Here is a 22,416-nt window from a genome sequence, read left to right as displayed (position 1 = left end):
CATGCACAGGGAAGGCAGCGGAAGCCATCCGGAAAGCATTCTCGAAGCGGTGTGAACGTATTCATCCCAATCAATCGAAGCACATGTGATTTGTCGAATTTTCGTATCTATAAACAGTTGCGCTGTGCTGTTCCCAATTAATTACCTTGCACAAGCAATAGGGCAAAATCCAACACAGGAAAAAATGACTTGAAAATCTTGCTGGCCACGGGCGGACCGACAATACCGCAAATGATCGGCGGATCGCAGCGGTCAGGCGATACATTGTTAAAGCGCTTGGCTGAACGTGGGCATGATGTCGCTCTGACCAGCGCCCTTATTGGCAATGGCCTTATTGGCTGGAGAGCGCGCCTGCTGATGAAGCTGACCGGCCGCCGTGCAGTAACTGACAACAATCAGGGCTATCCAATATACCGAAGCTGGTTTCCTCACGAAACTGCTGCAGAGGTAGCCAAACATTTCAGACCCGACGTGGTTATCGTGCAGGCACATAAGACTGGCCTTGTAGCCCAGGCCTTTCATCGCCTGAACTTGCCGATCCTTTTCAGCTTTCAGGACGTCGAGTTCAATGAGCACGGCTTCGATATAGGCGGCCTGGGACCGCTTCAGGGCGTCGCAAACTCGCAATTTACCGCCGCTGCATACCGTGAAAAATTTCGGGCCGACTGCTCGGTGATCCATCCCTTGATCGATCCAGGGCAGTATCTTGTCGAGGAAACCGGAGGCAATGTCGTCTTCATCAATCCAAGCCGCGTCAAGGGCCTGGACATTGCGCTGGAAGTCGCCGCCCTCCTCCCGGATATTCCTTTCATCTTTCAGGAAGCCTGGCCGCTAACGCCAGAGGAGCGTGCCTCGCTCAACAAGCGCATCGAAAATCTGGACAACATCACGCTCAGGCCAACCACCCAGGACATGCGGGATGTCTACCGGGAGGCGCGGATTCTGCTCTGCCCCAGCCAGTGGAATGAAGGCTATGGAAGGATTGCGAGTGAGGCGCAGTTTTCCGGCATACCCGTTGTCGGCAGCGACCGTGGTGGGCTCCCAGAAGCCATCGGCGATGGAGGGGTTGTGATCTCGCATGAAGCTCACGCCTCTGTTTGGGCAGATCAGATCAGAGAGCTATGGACTAACAAGGAGAAGTATAAGTCCCTCCGCGAGAGCGCCCTCACCTATTCACGCCGAGAAGCGCTTAGCCTGGACAGGCAAATTGATGCGTGGGAATGTGCAATCGAAAAGGCCCATCGAAATCACTTCACTGCCTGACCGGCTTCAATCCGTGGCAAGGGCTGACCGAACCGCCCCGGCGCAGGATGCAGCGATATCGAGGGTGAGGTAGCCCAGCCTCCACGCTACCTCACTTTGCCCGACCACCGGTTTCAGTGGAAGCGGACAGGGATGGTGAAATCCAGCCTTTCTTCAGGAATTGCTACGTCCGGGGGCGGGAACGGGGCGGCCTGACGCACCATACGCAAAGCCGTCCGGTCAAATTGCACATCACCACTGGAACGCGCGATTTCTGCTTCGAGCAAGCGCCCGCCTCTGTCGAGCCGGAACCGCACCAACACCTGCCCTTCCTTGCGACGCCCCCGCGGAACCCAAGCCATAATCTTGCTGCGAAGCACAGTTGCGTATCTGCTCAAGGCATCGTGTGCAGCTTCCGGCGGCGGTCGCATGGGAGCCGGTTGTGGCGGCAGGGACAGGGTATCGCCCGTGGCCAGTTCCGGCACCTGCAAAGCAAGTTGCGGCCCGACCGATGCCGGCATGTCCACAGCGACCGGCTCCCCCGGCTCGCCCTCGCCATGCTCCGAAACGGACGATGTCTTCGGCGGCCGTTCAGGCTCCGGCGAGGGCAGTGGGCGCGGATTAGTCGCAGGCGCCTCAGGCGGCGGAGATACCTCGGCCGCGGGGGCCGCCTGTGCGCCATCGAACAGCGCAACGACCGCCTCGGCTTTGCGGTCCCCTCGCTTCGATGAGACGTGCAGCGCCGTTGCCGCGACCGCCAGCAGCGCGAGATGCGCCGCCAGCGTGCCAGCAAGAACTGTAGGATGCCAGCCGTCTCGGACGTCTGCATAAGCCATCAGCTTTGGCCCCTTCCCCTCGCCAGCTGGCCTCCCCGCGTCCGTCAGAAGCCTGTCGACAGACCGACGTTGATCGAACGTCCGCGGCCCGGAACCGGACGAAGCCCACCGGTTGCGCGATAGTCGCCAAGCGAGACACCGCCCAAAGGCAAGGCATAGCCTGTGTCCAGCGCATTCTCGATATCGAGGCTCACCCTCACGCCGCCGATGGTATAGGCCGCGCCAAGATTAACCAGCGCATAGGCATCGGTGCGCGGCTCGTTGCGCGTTGCATCGACACGAGTCTTCTCGGCCACCCATTCCACATCGGCGGCAAGTTCCAGCGCGCCGCTGTGATGCGAGATGCCCAGCTTCACGTCGAGCGGCATCTGCCGGTAAACCGGGCCACCATCGGAAAGGTTGTTGGCCTCTAGCCAGGACAGCGCACCGGTCAGCCGCGTGCTGTTGCCCGGCCTGCCCTCGCCCAACTCAACCGCACCCGACACATCGACCCCGTAGAACTCGGCATCCTGATTGGCGAACTGCAGCTGCACAAAGCCGGTCGGCACTCCCATCATGTCGGTGAATTCCTGAACGAAGGCACCGTCGATGTAGTCGTTGACGCGGGTATAGTAGGGAGCGATCCGCAGGCTCCAGCCAGCCTTGTCGTCGCCCAGGCCAAGCGCCGCGCTCACGGTGTCGGCGCGCTCTGGCTTGAGGTCGAGGTTGCCGACATAGCCGTTGCCATCGCCATACCAGCCGATCATGCGGCTCGCCATCGAGCCGCGCCCCCAGCTGTAACGCTCATAGAGGTTGGGCGAACGCGCCTTGTGGGCATAGCCGAGTTCGAGCGCAGCAATGTCCGAAAGTTCATAGACGATCACAGCCGATCCGCTCCAGTTGTCATCGGTACGCTTACGTTGGGCGGCGTTGAAGGCGGAGGCGGCCATGACGTCAGCCATCTGCATCATGCTGGTGCCATAGGGCTTCACCTCGCCCGTGTTCATCGTCACCCGGTCATAGCGTACACCCGCAATGGCCGACAGCCGGTCGCTGAAGTGACGCTCCCATTCGACGAAGGCGCCTGCGCGGTCGCGCTTGCCGCCGTTGACATTCACGAACTCTCCCGGCCCCATCATCATGTTGCCCTCGACCGGAGGCCAGTAATCGTTGAGCCACTGATCGTGGTATTCGGCCCCGACCCGCAGTGTCTCGTGCATCGACAGCGGCAGTGACAGTTTCACCGAGCCATCGAAGCTATGCACCTCGGTGTTCATCGGCATGGCACCAGGCTGCTTGTCTTCGAGGAAGTCCATCATGTGGTCGGTGTCACGGTAAGCTGCGCGCAGTTCCACATCGCCCCAGTCGAAATAGCCATCGTAGCTGCCGTTCAGAAACCAGCTCTTGTTGTCGACCATGTCCATGTACTGGTTGGCAAAACCCTCGTAAGGCGAGCGCTGAATCCCGCCCTTGAGCTGGACCAGACCGGTGGCATGTTGCCATGCCAATGCCAGCGTATGATCGGTCTTGGCAAATTCGGTCGAGCGCACGAGGCCGTCGTCCTCGCCACCTTCGTACTGGTCGGACTGGATGTAAGAGCCGGTATAGGTCGCGCTGAGGCTGTCGGTGGCAAAGGTCAGCTTGGCGGCACCGCCGAAGCCGTCACCGTTCGAGCGATAGAAGCTCGACAGCTCTCCGGTTAGCAGCGTGTTGCCCATGATAGCGAACTGCGGCGGCGTGCTTTCCACTGCGATCACACCGCCAATATTGTCACCGCCGCTGCTGACCGGGGCGATGCCGGTCAGCACGCTGATCGAAGAGACGGTCTGCGGGTCAGTGTAAGACAACGGCGAATTCATGTCGTTGGGGCAGGCCATGTCGATGGCAAAGCCGTCGACCAACACCGTGAGGCGCTGCTCCGACAGGCCGCGGATCGCCGGCATCGACGAAAAGCCGCCGCCCGAGCTGGCGCTCACGCCGGGGATATCGGCCAGGATCTCGGCAGTGTCGCTAGTGCTGGCCTGCTTGCGCGCCAGACTGTCGCGTTCAAGGCGTGTTCCGGTGATCGGAGTCTCGACGATGCTCTCGCTGCTCTGGCCCGACACGACGTCGATGGCTTCGATGGGTGTGCTGTCTTGCGCATTGGCCGCGATAGGCGCGATGGCGCAACTGCTGATAAGGGCAAGGCGCAGGTGGTTGGCGATAATGGTCATTGGTTGGTGGTCCTTCATTCGATGTGTGCGGGTGAATGCGATCAGCCGAGGACGGACATGCGTCCGGCGACGAAGTCAGAGGCTGGCGCTGTTTGGGTTTGAGACGGTCCGGCTAGATGCGGTGCCAACTGCATGGCCATCAGCGCGAAAATTGCGCCCCAGGCCAGCCACCGTATCCGCAACAGAATGCGTGCAGTGTACGGGCAGATCGCGGCGACGCTCATGCGCCTGCCTCCCCAAGATGGCTGGCGATCAGCGGGGCGATTGCCCGTTTTTCCATCAGACTAAGACACCGACCAACCTCGATCCTCTCGGCGCGGCATTCGAGAAACAGCCTGAAGCGCGTAGGCGACGCCTCCTCGCGCACCAGCCGAGTGGCGTGAAGAGGCAGCTCGACCGATGCCGCATCGTGACTGGACCAGCTCAGGCTGGTGCCGGTGATGGTCAGGTACTCTGCCGCGGGGCGTGACCGCTTGTGCCAATCGAGAGCACAAAGCAGCAGTGCCGTGGTGCCAAGCGCAAAGATGGGCACCAGCAGTTCGCCCTTGAGCGCGGGAAGGATTGCCATGGCCATAAACAGGCCGATGAGCACGGTGAAAGTGATGCGCGCGTCCTGCGACAGCGACGAACGATTTTCGCGCAGGTGCAGGACGATGCCCTTTGCATGCGCAGTATTGAACGCAAGGGACTGCCCCTGCGGGCAGCGATGAATCGAATACATGGAAAAACAACTCCGACAGCGCAACGCGCGCAGCGAAGGCGCGCGTCGGCAGGGCCGACAGATCAGGCTAGATTGTCAGGCGGCAGTCGGTGGCCCGCGCAGGGGCGGGCGAAGATAGGCGACCTCTCCGATCGACAAACGCCGCGAGGGCGCAAGGCCGAGCACAAGGATAAAGGCAAAGGCGAGCGCGAGCAGGAAGCCATCGGCCCCGCCAATGGCGACATGACCGAGCCCGGCAAAGGCGCAATGGTCACCCTTGGTGGCCGCGCTCGCATGGTCTGACCCTGCAGGCTTGCCGGGAACGGTCAGTTGCAGCTGCTTGACGCCCTTGCTGACATCGGAGCAGATCGTGACGGTCAGCACCTTGTCGGCCGAAGGCGATACCATGTAGCCGGCAGGCATCAGTGCCTTGATGCAGATTGCAAGCACAACGAGCCCAAGCGCAAGATGGCATCGCCGATCAAGTAAAGCACGCAAGGGTTGCATCGGGTCTGTCCGTTAGGCGCTGGATTGCGAAATGTCAGCGGGAAAAGTGTATCGCTTGCAACCTGTCGGCTCGAGGACCTTGCGGCAGCGGGGTGTCGGATTTGCGGTGTCCCCGGAAGTTCACCAAGCGCAGTCAGATATCTTCGTCGGAACGGAATTCTACTCGACCTGATATTGCCTTCAAATGATGGTCCGGGCCATGGATTGCCGCGAAAGAAAATCGGAGTCCGAGTACCAAAGGGCAGTAAGCGCGCCATCCACGAACGGTAGAACTGATCTGCAGGCTACGGTTGGGCATTTTCGTGCCGCATAAGGCAGCGGGGAAGAGACCCACGACACTAGGATATCCATCAGACCTGGGAACCCTTACAGCCTGCCCCCGTTAGGCATGCGAACCCTTCCACCGCACAAGCCGACTGATAATCGCAATGACCAATATTCTCATAGTCGAAGACGAATTCCTGATTGCGATGGAGATGGAGGCCGTGGTGTGCGACCTGGGCTATCGCTGCGCTGGAGTTGCTGACGATATGAAGTCGGCCATGGAGATTGCCGAAAAAGAGCTGGACGTTGCATTGGTTGACGTGAACCTGGCCGACGGAGCGACCGGTCCTGACATCGGCGCCCGACTGGCTAACGAGTTCAAGGTGGAAGTCGTTTTTGTAACGGCCAATCCTGCGCAACTCGGCGATGGCATCTCCGGCACTCTGGGTGCGGTAGAAAAACCTGTCGACCTTGCCATGCTGAAAGATGTGCTGGCGTATGTTCTCGCGGTACGACAAGGAAAGGACACCGAACCGCCAGCTGAAATGGTCCTTTTCGAATAGAGCTAGGCCATCTGCTCCAGACGGTTCCGCTTCAGGAACATTTGCATCACCAGTCCGCCAGCTTCCCACCGACGCTCATAAGAACCGCCAAGTTGTTGCTTGATGGCCATGTCGATGAGACGGGTACCAAAGCCCGCTGGTGAACTTACCCGCGCTGCATTCTTCCCGAATTCGCCCCACCCGAGACAAACCATGTCGTTGTCTTCGGAAACTTCAAGCCGGACACGCCCGTCCGGCTCGGCGAGAGCACCGTACTTCATCGCATTCGTCGCCAACTCATGAAAGATCAGCGCGACCGGAGTGGCCGCCTTGCTATCGATCGGGACTTCGGCGCCGATTATCTCAATACGTCCCTCGGAGTAGGCAGGATAGGCCTCGAAGATCGTAGCCAGCAACGTTGAAAGCGTCATACGATCAACTTTGGGCCGTGACCTGTCGGTATGTGGTCGCACGAATTCGTGCGCACGGCCCAGCGCGGCAATGCGCTCCATCAGTTTCCGTGCCGTTTCGGCGAAGGCTAAGTCCGCTCGCGCTGTAAGACTGATAAGCCCCGATACGATGGCAAAAATGTTCTTGATGCGATGGCTAAGCTCTTGGCTCAAAATCTCGTTCTGAAGCGCTGTCCGTTTCTGATCCTCAATATCGGTGCAAGTGCCGATCCAACGTTGAATCTCGCCATTTTCATCGATGATCGGAAGCGCACGACCGATCATCCACCGATAGTCGCCACTATGATGCCTTAGTCGATATTCGACTTCGTATGGTTCGCCGGTTGCAAGGCTGTGACTCCACTTCTTCCAGGCCTCTGGTTGATCATCCTCATGGAACATGCCCGCCCAGCCTTCACCATCGGTCGAGCCCTCCGCGACGCCGGTGAACTCGTACCAGCGCGCATTGTAGTAGTCGTGCGAACCATCGGGCAAAGTGGACCAGACCATTTGCGGCATTGTGTCGGCAAGCGCGTGGAAAGCCGCCCCCGCGGACTGAAGTGCGTGTTCGTCACCAAGGGGGAGGACATCCGATGCGTTCCGTTTGGCAAGACTGCCAAGCTGGAAGCTCTTTCTCGTTTTCAAGCTCATTTTTGGCGATTCTGCCCAAAGGAATGTGGCGGCTCGTTTAGCTTACTGCTTGATCGAGCGCATATTCATTTGTTGGTGGTGCTTGAAAATTTGCCCAACACAGGCCCAACAGATGGTAAGCCGCCTTCCACTCGGAATTCGATCGTTGCGGACGCTCTGAATGCGCGCGGTGCACCCAGCTTTAGGTCTGGACGGAAGCCGTGAAAGGCCGAAGCCCTATAGGAATCTGCTGGCGGATTCGATGCTGGACAACGCCATGCTCAAGGAGATCAGCGCAAAATAATCTGGCGCCCGGTGCCGGACGACAGGCCGTGGCTCGACGATGCAAAGGCACGCGAGCGTATCAGGGAACTGGGCAGCATGGCGATCCTGCGCTGGAGCAAGGAGCGCAGGGTCTTCCCCTCGCTCTAAAGCGGCATTCAACCCGCTGGCCGACTCGCGCGCATCCAGATTAGTGTGAGCTGGATAGGTGCCAAGCGTGAGCTGCACGATCGCACCCGGCTTCGCGATGCGCCTCCGATACGTCCAGGTCTTCGTACCGGTGACGCTGACAATCCCACAAAGCCCGGCCACCAACGGATCGGAACGCCTGTCCGAACGGAGCATATCAAGGCTCGAAGGATCGAAATTGGGGGCCTTTCCCATGGCTACCTCGATCAACATGAGGCGAGAAAACAATAGCGCAAATCATAGCACAACAGGCGTCCAAACCGGTCGAAAGCTGACCAGAACTTTCCAACTCAAGGACGCATGCGTGAGGACGATTGCGATCATCTCCAACACCACAACGCGCCGGAAAACCGCCATTTTTGCGAGGTTTGAGATGTTTCACGAAATGGTAGCGGAGGAGGGACTCGAACCCCCGACACGCGGATTATGATTCCGCTGCTCTAACCGGCTGAGCTACTCCGCCATACCATGCTTGCCGCCTTGGTTTGCTGTGCAAACGCGCTGGCAAGGCGCGCCCTTTAGGTCGCCCTGAGGCGGCGGTCAACCCTGCCTCTTCTCTCTTTGCAAATCAGTCGTCGACCCGCGCCTGGCCCCTGAACGAAAAGTCGCGCAGAAGCTCCCATGGACCGCCACGGTACGCATACAGACCAAAGCCGCGAAAGGCGAATTCGCGCGGCATGATGCGCGGCGCAAGCTCGGCCTGAAGCGCCTTGGCATCCTCCAGCGATACCTTGTTCTGGATTGTTACATGCAGGCGCGGGCGATGCTCGTCCTGCGGGGTGAGCAGGCCGTGGAAGCGCTCCGCTAGCCGCTCCCACAAGGCGAGCATGCCTTCACTCTCGATCCCCAGAGCCGTGCCCCGTCCCAGCTTCATCACACCGGTCAGATAGGCCGGAACCGGGGCGTGTTCGCGCACCAGCTCGGACAGCACCGCGCGCACCTCACTCTCACAGCTTGGCGGCAGCGCGTGGAACAGCGTGACATGCGCCTTGAGAAAGTTGCGCTCTGGCGGAAAGTGCGCCTGCCGCAGCTGGTCGGCGCGCGATTGCAAGCTCTCGGGCAGGAGCGCGGTAACGATCAGCGGAGCTGGTTCGCCCTTGTCACCCCCGGCCCGGTCCGGGCTCACATCTCGCCCCGCTCGCGGCGCAGCGCATACCACTTCTCGACGTTGGCTTTGTGCTCTTCGATGGTGTCGGCAAAGGCATGGCCGCCGCTGCCATCGGCCACCATGTAAAGCGCGCTCGTCTCGGCCGGGTTGAGCACGGCGGCGATGCTGGCGCGGCCCGGATTGGTGATCGGCGCCTTGGGCAGGCCCAGCATCGAATAGGTGTTGTAATCGTTCACCGCCGCGATTTCAGACTGGCGGATGCGCCGTCCCAGCGGCTTGCCCTTGGTGATCGGATAGATGATCGTCGGATCGGCCTGCAGCATGATCCCCTGCCGCAAGCGATTGGAATAGAGCCCGGCGACCTTCGTCCGCTCCTCGGGCAGCGCGGTTTCCTTTTCCACGATGCCAGCGAGAATCAGCGCCTCACGCGGAGTGTTTACCGCAGCGTTCGGCCCGCGCTTTTCCCACTCCTCGGCCAGCGCCTCGGTCATGGCCGACTGCATCCGATCGAGCACCGCCTGCCGACTCTCGCCGCGCTGGAAGTCGTAGCTTTCAGGCAGCACCGAGCCCTCCGCAGGGACCTCAATCTCGCCAGTGAGCAGCGGTTCAGCCATCAGCGTCTCGTAGACGAGGATCGAAGGCATACCCTCGGGGATCGTCACGTAACGGCGCAGCACGTCGTTGCTCTGAAGCTTCGACAGGATCGCCGCCCCGCTTGCGCCTGCCGGGATCAGGAATTCGCCTGCCTTGATCGGCTCATCGCTGCCCAGCAGCTTGGCGCGCAGGGTGAAGGTCTCGGCCGAGGCGATCAGGCCATCGTCTTCGAGCTTGTCGGCCACCGACGCCAGCGAGGCACCCGACGGCACGATGAAGGATGTCTCCTTCTCCACTGTCGAGGCGCCATACCAGCCCCATGCGCCCCACCCGACGACGGCCACCACGGCCAGAACGGCGGCAAACAGGAAACCGCCGAGCAGGCGCATGTCAGTCGACCTTCTTCATCACCAGCGAGGCGTTGGTGCCGCCGAAGCCGAAGCTGTTGTTGAGGACCGCGCGCACTTCGCGCTTCTTCGCCTCAAGGGGCACCAGATCGACGCCTTCGGTGCCCTCATCCGGATTGTGCAGGTTGAGCGTGGGCGGAACCACGCCGTCGCGCATGGCGAGGATACAGAAGATGCTCTCCACCGCACCCGCGCCGCCAAGCAGGTGGCCAATCGCGCTCTTGGTCGAGCTCATCGAGGCACCGCCCAGATCGTCGCCGAGCACACGCTTGACCGCGGCCAGTTCGATGGTGTCGGCCATGGTCGAGGTGCCGTGGGCGTTGACGTAGTCGATGTCGCCCGACTCCATTCCAGCCTTGCGCAGAGCCATGCGCATCGAATTTTCCGCGCCCTTGCCTTCCGGATGCGGCGCGGTGACGTGATAGGCATCGCCCGACAGGCCATAGCCGACCACTTCGGCGTAGATCTTCGCGCCGCGTGCCTTGGCGTGCTCGTATTCCTCGAGCACTACCACGCCTGCGCCCTCGCCCATCACGAAGCCGTCGCGGTCCTTGTCATAGGGACGGCTGGCCTCGGTGGGCCGATCGTTCATCGAGCAGTTGAGCGCGCGCGCCTGGGCAAAGCCGGCCACGCCGAGCGGGTTGATCGTGCCTTCCGCGCCGCCCGCCAGCATGATGTCGGCATCGTCGTCGCGGATCATCCGCGCGGCATCGCCAATCGAGTGCGCGCCGGTGGAGCAGGCGGTGACGACCGCATGGTTCGGACCCATCAGCCCGTACTTGATCGAGACCTGACCCGAGATCAGGTTGATCAGGCGGCCATGCACGAAGTGCGGCGAGACGCGGCTTGGCCCGCGTTCGTGCAGGTTGACCGATTCGAGCTCGATGCCCGGCAGGCCGCCGATACCCGAGCCGATCGAACAGCCCGCGCGCAGGCGCATCTCTTCGGGCATGTCTTCAAGGCCCGCATCCTCGATCGCCTGTCCGGCGGCATCGATGCCATAGATGATGAACGGATCGACCTGGCGCTGGACCTTGTGATCGACCCGCTTGTTCGGGTCGAACCCATACTCATGGTCCGCAGGCTTTACCTCGCCGGCGATCAGGCACTTCTGACCCTCGGTATCGAAGCGGGTGATCGTGCCGATCCCGCTCTTGCCCGCAATCAGGTTGGCCCATGTTGTTTCGACGTCAGCGCCCAGTGGCGTGACAAGCCCCAATCCGGTTACGACGACACGCCGCATAGTAGCTCTCCACATTCACAAAAGGCCCAGCCGATATGGCTGAGCCTTTAATCCCCGTCCGCGATCGGGCGGACCTTTCGCGAACGAGGCGGTCCGACCTCAGTCGGTATGTTCTTCGATGTACTTGATGGCATCGCCAACGGTGTTGATCTTCTCAGCCGCATCGTCGGGGATCTCGACACCGAATTCCTCTTCGAACGCCATCACCAGTTCGACGATGTCGAGGCTGTCGGCGCCCAGATCGTCGATGAAGCTTGCGTCGGGGGTAACTTTCTCTTCCTCGACGCCGAGGTTCTCGACGACGATCTTCTTAACGCGGTCAGCGATATCGCTCATGAAACTGTGCCTTTCGAAGGGTTCTGAGTTCGTTTCGCAATCGCCCCTAATGAGTGCTGCGATGGCTGGCAAGTGCCGTGCAACGGCTTTGCGCCGTCCAATATGGGGATTGCAACGCTATTGTTCAAAGTGAAAGGCGATTTGCGAGATCGCGACGGCCGTATCGTCGATCCGGCGCAGCCCCGCCGAAGCCTCGTCGTCCGACCGCCTGGAGGCCAGCGCGGCCTGATACAGGACCTGAGCCTGCGGGTGATCGCCGCGCCGTTCCGCGCACAGGCCCACATTGAACATAAGCGAAGGCTGCTCGCGGTTGGCGGCATAAAGCCGTTCGAACATGTCGCAGGCGGCGGCTTCGTCGTTCTTGGTGAGGCGGACGGCTTCGCGAAAGGCGTCGCGCGCATCGCCGCTGAGGCCGCTGCGGCTTTCCATGATGCGGACCGGCTCAAGGACACCCGTAGGGGCCAGCTCCCGGCGAATGTCTTGCACAAGATCGGGCAACACGCCGTCGATCATCGCATCCACATCGGGATAGTCATCGACATCCGGGCAGAATTCTTCCTGATCGTTCCGCGCCGAGGTGAAGGTCCACAGCAAGATGCCGTCGCGCGCCAACAGCCGCACATCGGGCCGCACGTTGACCGTCAGCCGGATGCACTCGAGGTCTACCTTGCGTTCCTCGGTGCAGTCGCCGTCTTCATCGTATGTCCAGCAGACCTCGCGTTTGCGGCGGAACCGGTGTTCGGAAATGTGCGGCGTCACCCGGCCCTCAAGCACGGCATTGGCCTCGCCTCCCGCATCGACCAGTACCGTGAACCATGGACGCCCGCGGATCGAGGCCTGTTGCAGCGCGTCGGCGACCATGAACGAGAAGCGCGCGCCTTCCCTGCCAGCGAAACGCTCGACCACCAGGCTCTGCACCCCGAGCGCAGCCTCGCTATGTGAGGGACGATAGGTCTCGACGGTCAGCGTTTCCGCCGCAGCCGGAGCCGCCAATGCCAGCGCCGCAAAAGCCGCCAGAACCGCTTTTCGTATCATGCTCACGCCCTTTCGCCTGCTCGCTTTGCGTAAGCTTTAGGCGGAGAAACCTGAACGGGATGCAACTATAGCGGTCTCCCGGGTCATCCTTCCTTCGGCGGTTCAACAGTGCGGATATGGACATCGCGCAGCTGGCGGGCCGAGACCTGCGAGGGCGCGCCCATCATCAGATCCTGCGCGCGCTGGTTCAGCGGGAAGGCGATCACTTCGCGGATGTTCGGCTCGTCGGCGAGCAGCATCACGATGCGGTCGATCCCCGGCGCCGAGCCACCGTGCGGCGGCGCGCCGAGCTTGAACGCCTCGATCATGCCCGAGAAATTCTCGTCCACATCGGCCTTGCTGTACCCGGCGACCTCGAAGGCCTTGTACATGATGTCCGGCCGGTGGTTCCGAATCGCGCCCGAAGACAGCTCATAGCCGTTGCAGACGATGTCGTACTGCCAGGCGAGGATATCGAGCGGGTCCTGCGTTTCGAGCGCTTCCATCTCGCCCTGCGGCATCGAGAACGGGTTGTGGCTGAAGTCGACCTTCTTGGCCTCCTCGTCGTACTCGTACATCGGGAAGTCGACGATCCAGCAGAACTTGAAGCAGTTCTCTTCGATCAGGCCGAGGATTTCGGCGGTGCGGGTGCGCGCCGCGCCAGCGAGCTTGGCCGCGTCCTTTTCCTTGCCCGCAGCGAAGAACAGGCCGTCGTCGTCGCCCAGCCCCAGCTCTTCATAGAGTTTGGCCATGTTTTCGGGGCCATGGTTCTTGGCAATGGGTCCGCCGAACTCGCCGCCCTTGCGGGTGACGTAGCCGAGCCCGGCAAAGCCCTCCTTCTTCGACCAGTCGTTCATCTCGTCGAAGAACTTGCGGCTCTTTTCCGCCGTGTTCGGCGCGGGAATCGCGCGGACCACGCCGCCGGTGCCGACGATCTTCTCGAAGATGCCGAAGCCCGACTTGGTGAAGTGGTGCGACACGTCTGAAATGACAATCGGGTTGCGCAGGTCGGGCTTGTCGGAGCCGTACTTGAGCATCGCCTCGCGATAAGGAATGCGCGGGAACTCGCCTGCCGGGGTGACCGACTTGCCGCCCGAAAACTCCTCGAACACGCCTGCCAGCACCGGCTCAATGGCCTGGAATACGTCTTCCTGCGTGACGAAGCTCATCTCGAAATCGAGCTGGTAGAATTCGGGGCTGCGGTCGGCGCGCAGATCTTCGTCGCGGAAGCAGGGGGCAATCTGGAAATAGCGATCAAAGCCCGCCACCATCAGCAGCTGCTTGAACATCTGCGGCGCCTGCGGCAGCGCATAAAAGCGGCCCGGATGCAGGCGGCTCGGCACCAGATAGTCGCGCGCGCCCTCGGGGCTGGACGCGCCGAGGATCGGGGTCTGGAACTCGTTGAAGCCTTGCGCAATCATCCGCTGGCGCAGGCTCGAAATGACCTGCGAACGCAGCACGATGTTGTTGTGAACCCGCTCGCGCCGCAGGTCGACGAAGCGATACTTGAGGCGCGTTTCCTCCGGGTAATCCTCCGCCGAGTTGACGATCAGCGGCAGTTCCTCGGCACGGCTCTGGATATTCACCTCGCGCGCGAAGACCTCGATCTCGCCGGTCGGCAGGTTCGGGTTCACCACCTCGGGCGCGCGGGCCTTTACATCACCATCGATGGTGACAACCGATTCCAGCTTCAGCTTTTCGAGCACCGGCAGCGCGGGGGAATCGCTGTCGGCCACGATCTGGGTCATGCCATAGTGATCGCGCAGGTCGACGAACAGCACGCCGCCATGATCTCGCTTGTTATGCACCCAGCCCGACAGGCGGACGCTCTGGCCGACGTCACTCTGGTTCAGGGCGGCACATGTGTGAGTACGATAGGCGTGCATGGGGACTCTTTCCAAAAGGCGGGCTAAGGGGCTAAGAGCGCGCTACGCAAGGGTCGCTCAAAGCCGGTGCTTTACGCGCGCGCTAACAGGGCAAGCCAGTCGCTTTGTCAAGGTCAGCACCGCTGGCGATGGCTATGGCGAAGGGCGGGCCGATGGGCGGTGAACCGTCCGAACGATGTATGGGAAAGACATGAAGATCCATCCCCTGATTACCAAGTCCGCCGAACTCGCCGAACTGTGCGAGCGTCTTGCAGAACACGATTTCGTCTGTGTCGACACCGAGTTCATGCGCGAGAACACCTATTATCCGCTGCTGTGCCTGATCCAGATCGGCAATGGCGAGGAAGCTGCGGCAGTCGATCCGCTGGCCAAGGGCATCGACCTTACCCCGCTGTGGAACCTGCTGTGCGAGAACGAGGACGTGCTCAAGGTCTTCCACGCCGGCGGGCAGGACGTGGAGATCGTCTACAACTTCACCGGCAAAACCCCGCACCCGATTTTCGACACCCAGATCGCGATGATGGCGATCAGCCAGTCGGAGCAGATCGGCTATGCCAACCTCGTCGAAAGCTGGCTCGGCAAGACCATCGACAAGGGCGCCCGCTTCACCGACTGGAGCCGCCGCCCGCTGACCGAGCGACAGATCGAATATGCGATCGGAGACGTGACCTATCTGGCCGACATTTTCCCGCGCATCCTGAAGAAACTGATCAAGACCGACCGCGGCCACTGGCTCGATGCCGAGATGGAGAAGCTGGCCGACCCGGCGAACTATGCGAACGATCTCGAGGTCGCCTGGCGGCGCATCCGCGCACCCGGCCGCAACCCGGCGGTGCTCGGGCGGCTGAAGGCGCTCGCCGCGTGGCGCGAGACCGAGGCGCAGGGCAAGGACATCCCGCGCGGCCGCATCATCCGCGATGAGACGCTGGCCGACATCGCCAGCCACCCGCCGAAAAAGCAGGCAGATCTCGCCAAGGTGCGCGGTCTGTCGCAGGCCTGGGCCGAGAACGACATCGGGAAGCGGCTGATGAAGGTGCTCGCCGCTGCCGAGCCGCTGCCCAGCGACGAGCTGCCCGAACGTTCGGGCCGCGGCGCGCCGCTGGGCAAGGAAGGGGCCTTGGTGGCCGACCTGCTCAAGCTGCTGCTGAAAATCCGCTGCCGCGAGATCGACGTCGCCTCGCGCCTGCTCACCCGATCGGACGAGATGGAGGCGCTGGCCGCCGGTATCCGCAAGCTGCCGGTGCTCGACGGCTGGCGCTACGAGGTGTTCGGTCGCGATGCGCTCGATCTGGTCGAAGGCAAGCTCGCCTTCGCGGTCGAGAAAGGGCGGCTGAAGATGACGCACATCGACGAAATCCACGCCGACATGGCCTCGCAGGCTGAGGCGGAGTAGGTTTTCACAACGTCCGCTCATCCTGAGCTTGTCGAAGCATTGCTCTTCCTTCTGGCGGTCGGAAAGACGAAAGCAGCCCTTCGACAAGCTCAGGGCGAGCGGATAAGGGAGGCACTGTCATGAGCACCTACCTCCCCACCATCAAGCAGCTGCAATATCTCGTCGCGCTGCACGAGGCTGGCCATTTCGGCCGCGCGGCCGATGCCAGCTTCGTCTCGCAGTCGACGCTTTCGGCGGGCATCCGCGAACTCGAAAGCCTGCTCGGCGTGACGCTGGTCGAGCGCAGCCGCAGGGTCGTGCGGTTCACGCCGCTCGGCAATCAGGTGGTGGCCAAGGCGCACCGCCTGCTGCGCGAGGCCGAGGAACTGAGCGAACTGGTGCAGGCGGCGGGCCAGCCGCTCTCGGGGGAATTGCGCATGAGCGTGATTCCCACCATCGCCCCGTTCCTGCTCCCGCGCATGCTCCCACGTCTGCGCAAGGAACGCCCGCAGCTGAAACTGTTCCTGCGCGAAGAGACGAGCGACCACGCCATCGAATCGCTCCACCATGGCCGCGCCGATTGCGTGCTGCTCGCCCTGCCCTTCGCCACGGGGGAGGTCGCCAAGGCAACGATCTGCGACGACGAACTCTACGTCGCCTTTCCGAAAAACGACCCGCGCGATCCACCCGCCGAGATTCCCCCCACTATGATCGACGAGGCACGGTTGATGCTGCTCGAAGACGGGCACTGCCTGAAGGAACACGCGCTCGCTGCCTGCAACCGGCCCGAACTGCGCGCGAGTGCGACGATGATCGGCACCAGCTTGCACACGCTCGTGCAGATGGTCGACAATGGCCTAGGCCTGACGATGCTGCCCAAGATGGCGATCGATGCCGGCATCCTGCACGAGACGAACGTGGTCGCCCGCCCCCTCAAAGGTGCGAAGACCAGCCGCGAGATCGCTCTGGTCTGGCGCGCCAATTCGCCGCGCGAGGAGGAATTCCGCATGCTGGCCGAGGAGCTGTGCGCGGGCTAGGTATTGAGGGCTTCACATAGGGGTGATTGAGCTTGATAGTGCCGCCTCACGCCAGTGGGGGCAGCACGATGAGCGAACAGCAAAAGCCGGGGCCGATTCGGGGCACAATCGAATTATTCGGGGCGCATCCCTTTGCCACGGGCCTGCTGGCTATTCTCGGCGTGTTCGGTTTTGTCATCTCGGTCGCCGCATTCAAGATCGACCGCAAAGAATCCGCCGAAACTACCCAGCAGATTGCCACCGCCCAGACCACCGTCGACACGGTCGCTTTCGATGTCAGCGAGGTACACGAAGTTGTCATGGCCAATTGCAGCGGCCCGCCGTGCTGGACCCTGCGGGACTTCGCCCAGTGGAACACGATCGGCCGGCCCAAGGACCTGATCGACCGGAAGCTCCCCGCCGCGGAATGGGTCCGCAACAGCGCTTACAGCTACAATCTCGACGGCTGCTGGGTCAGCGTCGAGTACACCAATGACGCAGTCAGCTATTTTAGCGCCGACCTCAGCAAATATGTGGAGGAGACCGGCCCCGATGGCACGCCCAACGGCAACAGTGCCCAACTGCCTTGCGACGTGGATGTGGAGGGTCTCATAAGCGCTCGCTCCAGCATGCCAGCGCCCGACCAATTGGCGATGGGTGATATAATCACAGCGCTGGAGGCACAGAACCCCGATGCGGCCTTCCCGCTCGATCTCCAGATTGCCAGTGCTTGCCTCGACTGCGGAAACTATGCCGAGCCCTATCTCGAACTGATGCGCTTCGGTCCGCATGCCGCCGACTTCGTGAACCTGCATGTGACCACCGACTTCCGCCCGACCCCAAGCGCCAGCGACATCGGCACCTACGACCTGCATCGCGCGTTCCGCGAAGCCATGCGCGACCGGATCGGGCCCGAAGCACAATATGGTGTCGAAACCCCGCCGCTCTGCGGACAGAACCTTACCGGCGATGTTGCGGCGCTGCTCGGGCAGGCAAGGGTGAGCGCCATCGGTCTCGGCAAGGGCGCACGCAGATGGAGCAACGTGCTCTATTGCGAATGGTGGAAGTGACCCCGCGCCGAGCGGCTCAATCCATGTGCTTGAGGCCAACGCGCAGATAGTCCCAGCCGGTAATCACCGTCAGCACCGCCGCGCCCCACAGGCTGATGAGCCCCACAATGTGCGGCACGTTGTGGACGATGCCATCGGCCTCCATGGTCCAGCCGGGCAGCCCCTCGCCGAGGATGAGTGAGCCAAGCGAAATCAGCTGAAAGGTCGTCTTCCACTTGGCGAGTTTCGACACCGGGACACTCACCTGCAGGCCGCCCAGGAACTCGCGCAGGCCCGACACCGCGATCTCACGGATCACGATAGTCATTCCCGCAATCACATGCACATCGCCCGCATAGGGCCCGTTCAGCACCCCCATCGCCGCCAGCACGAGGATCACGGAAACAACCATGATCTTGTCTGCAATCGGATCGAGGAAGATGCCGAGCTTCGATACCCTCCCGCTCTGGCGCGCCAGCATCCCGTCGAAATAGTCGGTGATCCCCATCACGCAGTAAAGCGCGAAGGCGGCGAGATAACCCGCGTGCCAGCCGGGCCACCACAAGAGAGCGGCAAGCAGAGGGATCATCGCGATCCGGCTCATGGTGAGAATGTTGGGCAGCGTCAGCATGTCTTGCCCCTAGTGCGATATGGCGACGGGAAAAAGGCCTTGGCGCAATCAGATGTAAATCCCTAAGGCAGATGACAGCGCCCGCGGGCGTGAAAGTCCGCAGGCAGCGCGAAGGCATAAATGCTCACCTCGACCTATCTTCTCCGACAGCAGCGCTTCGGCCCGCTGTTCGTGACCCAGCTGTTCAACGCCTTCAACGACAACCTCTACAAGAACGCCATGGTGCTGTTCGTGGTCTACTCGGTCTACAATTCGGCCGCGGCGGAGACGGTGTTTTCGGGTGTCGCTTCGGGCCTGTTCATCCTGCCGTTCTTCCTGCTCTCGGCGCTGGCCGGGCAACTGGCCGACATGCGCGACAAGGCGAAGATCATCCGCATCGTCAAAGCTGCAGAGATCGGGATCATGTTCGTGGGCGCCGCAGGGCTGACGCTCGCCTGGATGGGAGTGCTGACAGAAGCGCTCGCCCTGCCGCTGATGCTCCTGGCGCTGTTCGCCATGGGCATCCACTCGACCTTTATCGGGCCGATCAAGTATTCGATCCTGCCACAACACCTGCAACCCAAGGAAGTGCTGGCGGGAACGGGGCTGGTCGAGGCAGGCACCTATCTCGCGATCATGGCGGGCACGATCCTTGCCGGGTTCATCGAGGTCGAGGTGGCAGCGATACTGGTGATCGTGATTGCTGCGCTGGGCTTCGTTTCCAGCCGCAAGATCCCGCCTGCCCCTGCCATCGGCGCGGTCGAGCCGATCGACTACAACCCCTTCACCGCCTCGGTCCGCATCGTTGCCCGCACCATGCACAACCGCGAGGTGTTCTACGCCATTCTCGCGATCAGCTTCTTCTGGACCATCGGCGCGGTGCTGTTCATCCAGTTCCCGCCGCTCGCCAAAAACGTGCTGATGGCGAGCAAGGAAGTGGCGAGCCTGTTCCTCGTGGTGTTCTCGATCGGGATTGCGATTGGCTCGGTGGCGATCAACGCACTGCTCAAGGGCGATGTCTCGGCGCGGTTCTCGCCTGCCTCGGTGATTGTAATGGGGGTGATGGTGGCGGTGTTCTACTTCGTCTGCCGCGCCTGGCACGCCAGCATCGGCAGCACGGACCTGTTGGATGTCGGCCAGTTCATCTCGCACCCGATGGCCTGGATCGTGCTCGGCGCGCTGCTGCTCATCGCGGTGTTCGGCGGCATGTTCGTTGTGCCGCTCTATGCCTTCCTCACCACCCGGGTCGAGACCAGCGAAGCGAGCCGGACAGTAGCCGCGAACAACATCGTCAACGCCGGAGCCATGGTGATCGGCTCTATCCTGGCGCTGGGGCTGAGCTTCGTCGGCGTTCCGCTGGCCGAGCAACTGCTGCTCAGCGCAGGGATGTGCGTGATCTCAGCCTGGCTTGGCTGGCGGCTGTGGCAGGCCGAAAAGGCCGCGCGCCGCCTCTGATCTTGCCGGTTCAGGCGAAGAAGGTGAAGGCCGCGACGAAGCCGGTGCAATAGGTCGCGGCCGCGCTCTCGATATCCGCCCGGCTGAGGCCGAGGCGAACATGCCACGGCACGCGCCGCTCGACCTCCCCCATCCGCGCGAAGACATGGGGAGGCAGCGAAGCCCGGAACGGGTGGCGAGCCGATTCGGAAGTCAGGACGAGTGCTCTTCTCATGGCGAGGCAGGTTAACGTTTCAGTAACTATTGGCGAGCGCGCCATGGCCTATGTCCAGAGAGGGGACAGGTTGGCCGCGATGGCCTCGCTTGCCCAGCTGGAGCTGCCGCGCTAGCCCGTTGCAGATGAAACTTCCTGCCAAAAGCCCGCTCACCGCAGCCAAGCTGCTTGTCGCCTGCCTTGCCGAACAGGGCTGCGACCGCGTCTTTACCGTCCCGGGCGAAAGCTTCCTGCCGGTGCTCGACGCTCTGGCCGATGACGATGCCATCGACGTGGTAACCTGCCGACAAGAGGGGGGCGCAGCCTTCATGGCCTGCGCCGATGGAGCGATGCGGATGCAGCCGGGCGTAGCCTTCGTCACCCGCGGCCCAGGCGCCACCAACGCCAGCATCGGCGTCCATGTGGCGATGCAGGATTCGCAGCCGATGATCCTGTTTATCGGTGATGTCGACCGCACCATGCGTGATCGCGAGGGCTTTCAGGAGATGGACTTCGCCGCCTTCTTCGGCCCCATATGCAAGTGGGCCGCGCGGATCGACGATCCTGCCCGCATCCCCGAATATGTCGCCCGCGCCTGGTCGACCGCCATTGCTGGACGCCCCGGCCCGGTGATGCTGGCCCTGCCCGAGGACATGCTGCACGAGGCCGAAGTTGCCGCCACCCCGCGCCCCGCCGTAGTGCGCCCGGCCCAGCCGCCCTGCCCCGATGCGCTATCCGCCCTGATGGCGATGATCGGCGATGCCGCCGCCCCCGTGGCAATTGTCGGCGGAGCGGGCTGGCACGAAAAGGCGCGCACGTACTTCACCCAGTTCGCCGAGCGGATCGGCCTGCCTGTCGCCACGGCCTTTCGCCGTCAGGACGCGCTGCCCCCCTCTTCGAGCATCTATGCCGGAATCCTCGGCTATGGCCCCAATCCCCAGCTGGTCAGCCGGATCAAGGATGCCGATCTGGTGCTGGTGGTCGGCGCAAGGCTCGGCGAGGCGACCACCGACGGCTATACCCTCATCACGCCCGAGCATCCGGGGCAGGTGCTGGTCCACGTTCACCCCGACCCGGAGGAACTGGGCCGCGTCTATCGCACCGACTTGGCGATCTGCGCCGACCCGGCGGAATTCTCCGAAAATGCCATGCTTTGGGACGATGGCAGCATCATCACCTTCGATGCCGGAGCGCTGGCCCACGCCGAATGGCGCGAATGGAACACGCCGCGAGAAGAAGCGCTGTTCCCTCTCGACCTCGCCCGCGCGCTGGCGACGGCGCGCGAAGTGCTTCCAGCCGATTCGATTATCTGCAACGGCGCGGGCAATTTCTCCGGCTGGTGGCACCGCTACTGGCCCTATGCGGGCTTCCCCTCGCAGCTGGCCCCCACGGCGGGCGCGATGGGATATGGCATTCCCGCCGCCGTTGCCGCCGCCCTGCGCTTTCCCGAGCGTTGCGTTCTGGCCGTTTGCGGCGACGGCGATTTCCTGATGAACGCGCAGGAACTGGCGACCGCCGCGCAACATGGCGCGAGCCTGCTGGTGATCGTGTTCGACAACTCTGCCTATGGCACGATCCGCATGCATCAGGAGCGCGAGTATCCGGGCCGCGTCTCCGCGACTCGCCTCGCCAATCCGGACTTTGCCATGATGGGCCGCAGCTACGGCGCCTGGGCCGCAACGGTCAGCACCAATGCCGAGTTCGACGCCGCGGTTAAGGAGGCCATGCGGCACGATGGCCTGCGCCTGATCCACTGCCTGACCGACATCGAGCAGCTCAGCGCGGGCGGCGCGACGATCAGCGGGTTGCGTGGGGCCTAGGCGGCGTCCTTCGACATACGCAGAATCTCGTCCCATTCCTTAACGGTCAGCTCGGCCACTGAGAGGCGGCCAAGGCGGACAAGTTCGATTCCTTCAAGCGCCGGATTGGCCTTGATCGCCTTCAGTGTCACCGGGCTCGGCACCGGCTCGACCGGTTTGAACTTTACTGTCGGCCACTTGCCTTCGGCATCGGTCGGATCGATCAGCCCGGCCTCGCTCACCTCGGCGATGCCAACGATCTCCAATCCCTTGTTAGAATGGTAGAAAAACGCGAGATCGCCCTTCTCCATCGTGCGCAGATTGTTGGCGGCGCGGTGGTTGCGGACCCCGTCCCAAACCGTTTCGCCATCGCGCAACAGGTCATCCCACGAGTATTTGAACGGTTCCGATTTGATCAGCCAGCGGTGCAACGAAAAGCCCTCCATTATCTGCCGGTGGGCCTAGCCGGATGACGCCACAAGCGCAATTAACCGGATATTG

Annotated in this window: 23 protein-coding genes and 1 tRNA gene; 7 read left to right on the top strand and 17 right to left on the bottom strand. The window is 62.3% G+C overall.

What is annotated here, in order from left to right; genetic code table 11:
• Positions 1 to 189: 189 nt before the first annotated feature.
• Positions 190 to 1,263 (top strand): glycosyltransferase, encoded by a 1,074-nt coding sequence (locus ABDJ38_RS03605; RefSeq protein ID WP_346783693.1) that lies wholly within the window; start codon positions 190 to 192, stop codon positions 1,261 to 1,263.
• 113 nt (positions 1,264 to 1,376) lie between these two features.
• Here the strand turns inward: ABDJ38_RS03605 and ABDJ38_RS03600 are convergent, their stop codons facing one another.
• From ABDJ38_RS03600 to ABDJ38_RS03580, 5 genes are all read right to left on the bottom strand, one after another.
• Positions 1,377 to 2,078: an energy transducer TonB family protein gene (locus tag ABDJ38_RS03600; RefSeq protein ID WP_346783692.1), complete on the bottom strand. Its 702-nt coding sequence runs from the start codon at positions 2,076 to 2,078 to the stop codon at positions 1,377 to 1,379.
• Between the two features lie 44 nt (positions 2,079 to 2,122).
• A complete protein-coding gene (locus ABDJ38_RS03595) occupies positions 2,123 to 4,270 on the bottom strand; it encodes a TonB-dependent receptor plug domain-containing protein (RefSeq protein ID WP_346783691.1) in 2,148 nt (715 codons plus the stop codon).
• A gap of 41 nt (positions 4,271 to 4,311) precedes the next feature.
• Positions 4,312 to 4,494, bottom strand: coding sequence for a hypothetical protein (locus ABDJ38_RS03590; RefSeq protein WP_346783690.1), 183 nt, complete (start codon positions 4,492 to 4,494; stop codon positions 4,312 to 4,314).
• A complete protein-coding gene (locus ABDJ38_RS03585) occupies positions 4,491 to 4,991 on the bottom strand; it encodes a DUF2244 domain-containing protein (RefSeq protein ID WP_346783689.1) in 501 nt (166 codons plus the stop codon). The genes ABDJ38_RS03590 and ABDJ38_RS03585 overlap by 4 nt, the downstream gene beginning before the upstream one ends.
• Positions 4,992 to 5,066: 75 nt before the next feature.
• A complete protein-coding gene (locus ABDJ38_RS03580) occupies positions 5,067 to 5,477 on the bottom strand; it encodes a DUF2946 family protein (RefSeq protein WP_346783688.1) in 411 nt (136 codons plus the stop codon).
• A gap of 416 nt (positions 5,478 to 5,893) precedes the next feature.
• Between ABDJ38_RS03580 and ABDJ38_RS03575 the strand changes: the two genes are divergently transcribed.
• Positions 5,894 to 6,304: a response regulator gene (locus ABDJ38_RS03575; RefSeq protein ID WP_346783920.1), complete on the top strand. Its 411-nt coding sequence runs from the start codon at positions 5,894 to 5,896 to the stop codon at positions 6,302 to 6,304.
• Positions 6,305 to 6,306: 2 nt separating this feature from the next.
• On the opposite strand, the gene ABDJ38_RS03570 is transcribed toward ABDJ38_RS03575, so the two are convergent.
• From ABDJ38_RS03570 to aspS, 9 genes are all read right to left on the bottom strand, one after another.
• Complete coding sequence (locus ABDJ38_RS03570) at positions 6,307 to 7,383, bottom strand: sensor histidine kinase (RefSeq protein ID WP_346783687.1); 1,077 nt, start codon at positions 7,381 to 7,383, stop codon at positions 6,307 to 6,309.
• A 216-nt stretch (positions 7,384 to 7,599) separates the two neighbouring features.
• The gene (locus ABDJ38_RS03565) at positions 7,600 to 8,028 is read right to left on the bottom strand and encodes an Arm DNA-binding domain-containing protein (protein ID WP_346783686.1); all 429 of its coding nucleotides are present in this window, start codon (positions 8,026 to 8,028) and stop codon (positions 7,600 to 7,602) included.
• A 191-nt stretch (positions 8,029 to 8,219) separates the two neighbouring features.
• A tRNA-Met gene (locus tag ABDJ38_RS03560) sits at positions 8,220 to 8,296 on the bottom strand.
• 105 nt (positions 8,297 to 8,401) lie between these two features.
• A complete protein-coding gene (locus tag ABDJ38_RS03555) occupies positions 8,402 to 8,959 on the bottom strand; it encodes a 2'-5' RNA ligase family protein (RefSeq protein ID WP_346783685.1) in 558 nt (185 codons plus the stop codon).
• The gene (gene mltG / locus ABDJ38_RS03550; RefSeq protein ID WP_346783684.1) at positions 8,956 to 9,924 is read right to left on the bottom strand and encodes an endolytic transglycosylase MltG; all 969 of its coding nucleotides are present in this window, start codon (positions 9,922 to 9,924) and stop codon (positions 8,956 to 8,958) included. Before mltG ends, ABDJ38_RS03555 begins: the two co-directional genes overlap by 4 nt.
• A 1-nt stretch (position 9,925) precedes the next feature.
• Positions 9,926 to 11,185: a beta-ketoacyl-ACP synthase II gene (gene fabF, locus ABDJ38_RS03545; protein ID WP_346783683.1), complete on the bottom strand. Its 1,260-nt coding sequence runs from the start codon at positions 11,183 to 11,185 to the stop codon at positions 9,926 to 9,928.
• 99 nt (positions 11,186 to 11,284) lie between these two features.
• A complete protein-coding gene (locus tag ABDJ38_RS03540; RefSeq protein ID WP_119591335.1) occupies positions 11,285 to 11,521 on the bottom strand; it encodes an acyl carrier protein in 237 nt (78 codons plus the stop codon).
• A 117-nt stretch (positions 11,522 to 11,638) separates the two neighbouring features.
• Positions 11,639 to 12,556 carry a tetratricopeptide repeat protein gene (locus ABDJ38_RS03535; protein WP_346783682.1) on the bottom strand — a complete coding sequence of 306 codons (918 nt, stop codon included), beginning with the start codon at positions 12,554 to 12,556 and terminating at the stop codon, positions 11,639 to 11,641.
• Between the two features lie 83 nt (positions 12,557 to 12,639).
• Positions 12,640 to 14,421 carry an aspartate--tRNA ligase gene (aspS, locus tag ABDJ38_RS03530; RefSeq protein ID WP_346783681.1) on the bottom strand — a complete coding sequence of 594 codons (1,782 nt, stop codon included), beginning with the start codon at positions 14,419 to 14,421 and terminating at the stop codon, positions 12,640 to 12,642.
• Between the two features lie 190 nt (positions 14,422 to 14,611).
• Between aspS and rnd the strand changes: the two genes are divergently transcribed.
• The 3 genes from rnd to ABDJ38_RS03515 all read left to right on the top strand — a co-directional run bounded on the left by rnd (position 14,612) and on the right by ABDJ38_RS03515 (position 17,879).
• Entirely contained in the window at positions 14,612 to 15,814 is a 1,203-nt protein-coding gene (gene rnd, locus ABDJ38_RS03525) for a ribonuclease D (RefSeq protein ID WP_346783680.1), read from the top strand.
• A 119-nt stretch (positions 15,815 to 15,933) separates the two neighbouring features.
• A complete protein-coding gene (locus tag ABDJ38_RS03520; protein ID WP_346783679.1) occupies positions 15,934 to 16,830 on the top strand; it encodes a hydrogen peroxide-inducible genes activator in 897 nt (298 codons plus the stop codon).
• A 68-nt stretch (positions 16,831 to 16,898) separates the two neighbouring features.
• Positions 16,899 to 17,879 carry a hypothetical protein gene (locus ABDJ38_RS03515; RefSeq protein ID WP_346783678.1) on the top strand — a complete coding sequence of 327 codons (981 nt, stop codon included), beginning with the start codon at positions 16,899 to 16,901 and terminating at the stop codon, positions 17,877 to 17,879.
• A gap of 16 nt (positions 17,880 to 17,895) precedes the next feature.
• On the opposite strand, the gene pgsA is transcribed toward ABDJ38_RS03515, so the two are convergent.
• Positions 17,896 to 18,489 carry a CDP-diacylglycerol--glycerol-3-phosphate 3-phosphatidyltransferase gene (gene pgsA, locus ABDJ38_RS03510; RefSeq protein WP_346783677.1) on the bottom strand — a complete coding sequence of 198 codons (594 nt, stop codon included), beginning with the start codon at positions 18,487 to 18,489 and terminating at the stop codon, positions 17,896 to 17,898.
• A 120-nt stretch (positions 18,490 to 18,609) separates the two neighbouring features.
• Here pgsA and ABDJ38_RS03505 point away from each other — a divergent pair, with 120 nt between their 5' ends.
• Positions 18,610 to 19,923, top strand: coding sequence for an MFS transporter (locus ABDJ38_RS03505; protein WP_346783676.1), 1,314 nt, complete (start codon positions 18,610 to 18,612; stop codon positions 19,921 to 19,923).
• 10 nt (positions 19,924 to 19,933) lie between these two features.
• On the opposite strand, the gene ABDJ38_RS03500 is transcribed toward ABDJ38_RS03505, so the two are convergent.
• Positions 19,934 to 20,137, bottom strand: a complete 204-nt coding sequence (locus ABDJ38_RS03500) for a hypothetical protein (RefSeq protein ID WP_346783675.1) — start codon at positions 20,135 to 20,137, stop codon at positions 19,934 to 19,936.
• Between the two features lie 125 nt (positions 20,138 to 20,262).
• Here ABDJ38_RS03500 and ABDJ38_RS03495 point away from each other — a divergent pair, with 125 nt between their 5' ends.
• The gene (locus tag ABDJ38_RS03495) at positions 20,263 to 21,936 is read left to right on the top strand and encodes a thiamine pyrophosphate-dependent enzyme (protein ID WP_346783674.1); all 1,674 of its coding nucleotides are present in this window, start codon (positions 20,263 to 20,265) and stop codon (positions 21,934 to 21,936) included.
• Here the strand turns inward: ABDJ38_RS03495 and ABDJ38_RS03490 are convergent.
• Positions 21,933 to 22,346 (bottom strand): EVE domain-containing protein, encoded by a 414-nt coding sequence (locus ABDJ38_RS03490; protein ID WP_346783673.1) that lies wholly within the window; start codon positions 22,344 to 22,346, stop codon positions 21,933 to 21,935. The genes ABDJ38_RS03495 and ABDJ38_RS03490 overlap by 4 nt on opposite strands.
• Positions 22,347 to 22,416: the final 70 nt, after the last annotated feature.

The organism is Aurantiacibacter flavus (genome assembly GCF_039710615.1).
Classification (GTDB): Bacteria; Pseudomonadota; Alphaproteobacteria; order Sphingomonadales; family Sphingomonadaceae; genus Alteraurantiacibacter; species Alteraurantiacibacter flavus.
Note: the sequence above shows the minus strand (reverse complement) of the source record. Positions and strands in the feature narration are given on the sequence as shown.